4 protein-coding genes are annotated in these 4015 nt (G+C 46.1%); 1 reads left to right on the top strand and 3 read right to left on the bottom strand.

Annotation, left to right across the window (positions count from 1 at the left end; genetic code table 11):
• Nucleotides 1-1595 (top strand): AsmA family protein (locus AB4653_RS04365; RefSeq protein WP_372103421.1); only part of this gene is annotated, 1595 nt, incomplete at its 5' end.
• A 39-nt stretch (nt 1596-1634) separates the two neighbouring features.
• Here the strand turns inward: AB4653_RS04365 and AB4653_RS04370 are convergent.
• From AB4653_RS04370 to AB4653_RS04380, 3 genes are read right to left on the bottom strand one after another with little or no spacing between them, the layout of a single operon-like run.
• On the bottom strand, nt 1635-2570 hold the full coding sequence (locus AB4653_RS04370) for a bifunctional GNAT family N-acetyltransferase/hotdog fold thioesterase (RefSeq protein WP_009848032.1): 936 nt from the start codon (nt 2568-2570) through the stop codon (nt 1635-1637).
• Nucleotides 2571-2586: 16 nt separating this feature from the next.
• Entirely contained in the window at nt 2587-3021 is a 435-nt protein-coding gene (gene dtd / locus AB4653_RS04375) for a D-aminoacyl-tRNA deacylase (RefSeq protein WP_004735590.1), read from the bottom strand.
• A complete protein-coding gene (locus tag AB4653_RS04380; protein ID WP_012603002.1) occupies nt 2993-3934 on the bottom strand; it encodes a virulence factor BrkB family protein in 942 nt (313 codons plus the stop codon). The genes dtd and AB4653_RS04380 overlap by 29 nt, the downstream gene beginning before the upstream one ends.
• Between the last annotated feature and the right edge of the window lie 81 nt (nt 3935-4015).

Here is a 4015-nt window from a genome sequence, read left to right on the forward strand (position 1 = left end):
TCCACCAGCTGGCCATCAACAATCTCGACTTTTCAACCCCAGACTTTAACGCGCGAGGCATCGACCTTCAGATCTCCGACCCAACGTGGAACAACGACAACTCACTTCTACCTTATGGAAAAACCCAACTTTCTGCCTCACAGCTGTATTGGCAAGGCGAAGCGTTCGATAACCTGTTGATTGACCTAGATCTTAAATCAAGTGATAGCACCCTGTATGGCGCTTCGTTTGACTGGCGTGGTGCCAAAATTTCTGGTCAAGCAGAGCAGTATCAGCAAGATTGGTCGTTGGTGAATGTGACCGTCGATGGCTTGCGACTCAATCAGAAACAGACCCAAAGCCTACTAAGCAAAGAATGGGATGTGGCAGGTATTCAGATCAATCACATCAATAGCTTAGATATTCTGCGTAGCGATGTAGAGTGGCAAGATGGCCACCTCGCAGCTTTTGATGCCTCGTTAGAAAATATCCAACTGCCTTTTGAGCTGTGGAAGCAACAGAGAGCCATTTTCTCTCTGCAAGCAGAGGGAGTGAGCATTGATGATGACATGTTCATAGAGCCAAGTATCAAGCTCAATTTAGATCCGAACCAGATTCTGATTGAAGACTTCTATACTCAATTCCTACAGGGCACTGTTCAACTTAATGGCAAAGTAACCCCTAACAGCATTCTATTAGCACAGCTCGACCTGCAAGGTATAAAGTGGATTACGGAAAGCCAAGATAGCCCTCTACCCGCCACTCTCTTGATACCTTGGCTCACGCAGCTCCAGAATGTCGAAATTAGCCGAATTAACATAGAACGCAACCAACTTATCCAACTTGCACAAAAGCCTTACTGGCAGGTCTCAGGATTACATATCGAGGGGTATCAAGTTCAACTTTTACAGGATAGAAAGCTAGGTCTGTGGCAAGGAAAGCTGATGGCCAGCGCGAATGATGCCAGCTATCAAAACATTATTAGCGCACAGCCAGTGGTTGAGATGAATAGCGAGCAAGGAAAATGGACGCTGACACGCCTGTTTATGCCACTAAAGCACGGCTATATTGAAGCCAACGCAACACTCGACTTCAACAAAATCAGTAAGCCATGGAGCTTAGAGATCTCTGCCGATGGATTACCGATAGCACCCATGTTACAGCAACTTGAACTACCGCTCGACGCAACCGGTTATGGCGAATTTGAACTTCAAGCTGCGGGTTTATACGGCGATTCATTAATGCTCGGCTATTCCACAACAGGTCAACTCACTGGTAGCGTTCGCCAAGGTGTGATGACCTTTAATGATAAGCTTTCTGAAACATCGACTGATAACGTATTTGAAATCCCAGAGCTCAATGCGAATTTTGACCGTGGACGCTTCACACTTGAACCAGTGCACATTATTGGTGCATCGGCAGCAGAGCAAAGCGAACAAAGGATTCAAACGTTAAATGGCGAAATTTCTGGAGAGCTCGACTTGCTAAAAACCGAGCAACACACTCTCTCTATTTCACTATCCGACCCATGCCACCAAATATCAGGAAAGCTCACCCAAGCTGAGTATTCCGAGATTAACGACTGCCAACAAAAAAGCGCCACTCCACAAGAGTAGCGCCTTCTATCTGTATCTTTATCTGCTAGCCATTGTCAGCTATACGCTTACGTTGGAGTCTGTTGATAATCTCTTTTTGTAGTCAGGGATCAGCATATAGGTTCCCGTAAACTCAACCGCCTCCACGTCGCCACTGTTAATGGTCACGTGAATGATGATACGAGCTTTTCTTCCAGACGCGAGGCGATCTAAATCGCCACTGATCCCATCCAATGACGTGGATGCCACTGGGTTTTGCTCAACTGGATGACGGTAACGAATATTACTATCTGCTAGTACGATATCACCTGTCAACCCACGCTCCTTCATTAGTAACCAAGTCATACCCCAACCGGTTAAGGTCGCCAAGGTAAAGGCTGAGCCAGCAAACATGGTGTTATGAGGGTTAAGGTTTGGATTCAACTGAGCACTACACTCGAACTGATAACCCGTGTATTGGTTAATCTTGATGCCCATCTTGTCACTGATCGGGATCTGATGCTCCCAGCGCTGCTGAAGCTCATTACACCATTCTGGTTTGCGCAGTACATCAGCCATTGGATCAAGAGGTTTTACCATCTGTTGGTGACGCACAGGCCCACGTTGGTCGTTAATCTCACCACGACGCTCAAACTCATTCTTCTCATAGAATGAGATCGCATCTTCACGAGCATTACACACCAAACGCTTCGCACCTTCTTGACGTGCCAGTGACTCTAGCGCAACCAAGATAAGTGAGCCCATGCCTTTGCTTTGGCGAGAGTTCTTCACCGCCATATAGCGAATCTGCCCCTCTAGATCTGGGGTGATATAGAGACGACCAATCGCCATCGGGCGACCTCGACCATCAACAATCATGCGATGGTGACTCATTGGGTCATATTCATCGCGCTCTGAACCGACCGGCATTCGCCAAGGTTCACGGAGCATTTGCCAACGAAAATGGTAATACTTGTTCAGTTGATTTTCGGTGGTCGGGGTTATGAGTTTAAACATGCTTATTCCTTTAAGCCTAAACCTGCAGCCAGAATGTCACTGGGCCATCATTAACCAAAGACACTTTCATGTCGGCTGCGAATCGGCCACGTTCCGTTGGCAACACTGATTCACATTGGTCAGAGAAGTAGTTGTAAAGACGCTCTGCATCTTCTGGGTGAGCACCGCGAGAAAATCCAGCTCGTGTCCCTTTCTTGGTGTCAGCTGGCAAAGTGAATTGAGACACCACTAATACCTTACCTTCTACCTGCTTCACGTTAAGGTTCATTTTATCGTCTTCATCTCCAAAGACACGATAAGTGGTCACTCGTTCCATCAAACGTTTGGCTTTGGCTTCGTCATCACCTTTTTCTACACCTAACAGAACTAATAAGCCTTGCTCAATCTCACCCACTACTTCGCCATCAACACGGACGGCAGCTTCACTTACTCTCTGGATCAGTGCTATCACTGTTGTTTCCTTGCTCTGTAATTTTGTCTTTATCCGACGAGTGTACCATTTCTTGAGAGTCACTCCACTGTTCCTGCTCGCCCAACGCGGCCGTCACTTCAGCACCCACTAACACAATCAACCAGCACAAATAGACCCAAACAAAAAGAATGGGAATCGCCGCTAATGCGCCATAAATCAACTGGTAAGACGGAAACTGAGTAATGTAAGCTGCAAAGCCTTTCTTGCTGAGTTCGAACAACAGAGCCGCCACTAGAGAGCCAGCTGCCGCATGAGAAAAGTGAATCTTTTTGTTGGGAACCAACAGATACAGACCGAAAAACGCAAAGAATGAGGTAATCAAAGGGAGCTTGCGAATCACGGTATTAAAAGCACTCGACACGACTTCGTTTTGTAACAAGTTTAATGATGTCACATACGACGTTGCAGCAATGCTCGCTCCGATCAAAATAGGCCCAAGTGTTAGCACCATCCAATACATCGAAAAAGACAACACAGCACGTCGCTTTTCCGTTACTCGCCAGATGTAGTTTAGGTTTTTATCAATATTGGAGATCAGCATCAGAGCGGCAATGAATAAGAACACACTGCCCACCGCCGTCATCTTGCCGGTATTAGCAACAAACTCCAGTAAAGCACCATGCACCGCATCCCCGGAAGCGGGAACAAAGTTGGTAATAACGAAGTTTTGAATCACTAAACCAACATCAGCAAAAACTGAAAATGACGACAAAATAGAGAGCAAAACCGTCAACATCGGTACGATCGAGAGCAAAGTAATGTACGCCAAGTACCCTGCATTCACATTAACTCTATCGTGCGTCATCCGCGTAAGAAGATAGCGGGAAAACTGGATGCTTCCTGTAGCTGCCTTTTTTATCTTCAACTTGTAACTCCCTGGTAACTCGTTCATAGTCCTAATTAATATTCCGTTATATTAATCACAGTAAGTAAATGTTCAAAAATAGCGTAGGAAAAAGGCTTGAGAACAAGG

Origin of the sequence: Vibrio sp. 10N.222.48.A3, from assembly GCF_041475345.1 — a bacterium.
GTDB lineage: Bacteria > Pseudomonadota > Gammaproteobacteria > Enterobacterales > Vibrionaceae > Vibrio > Vibrio tasmaniensis_A.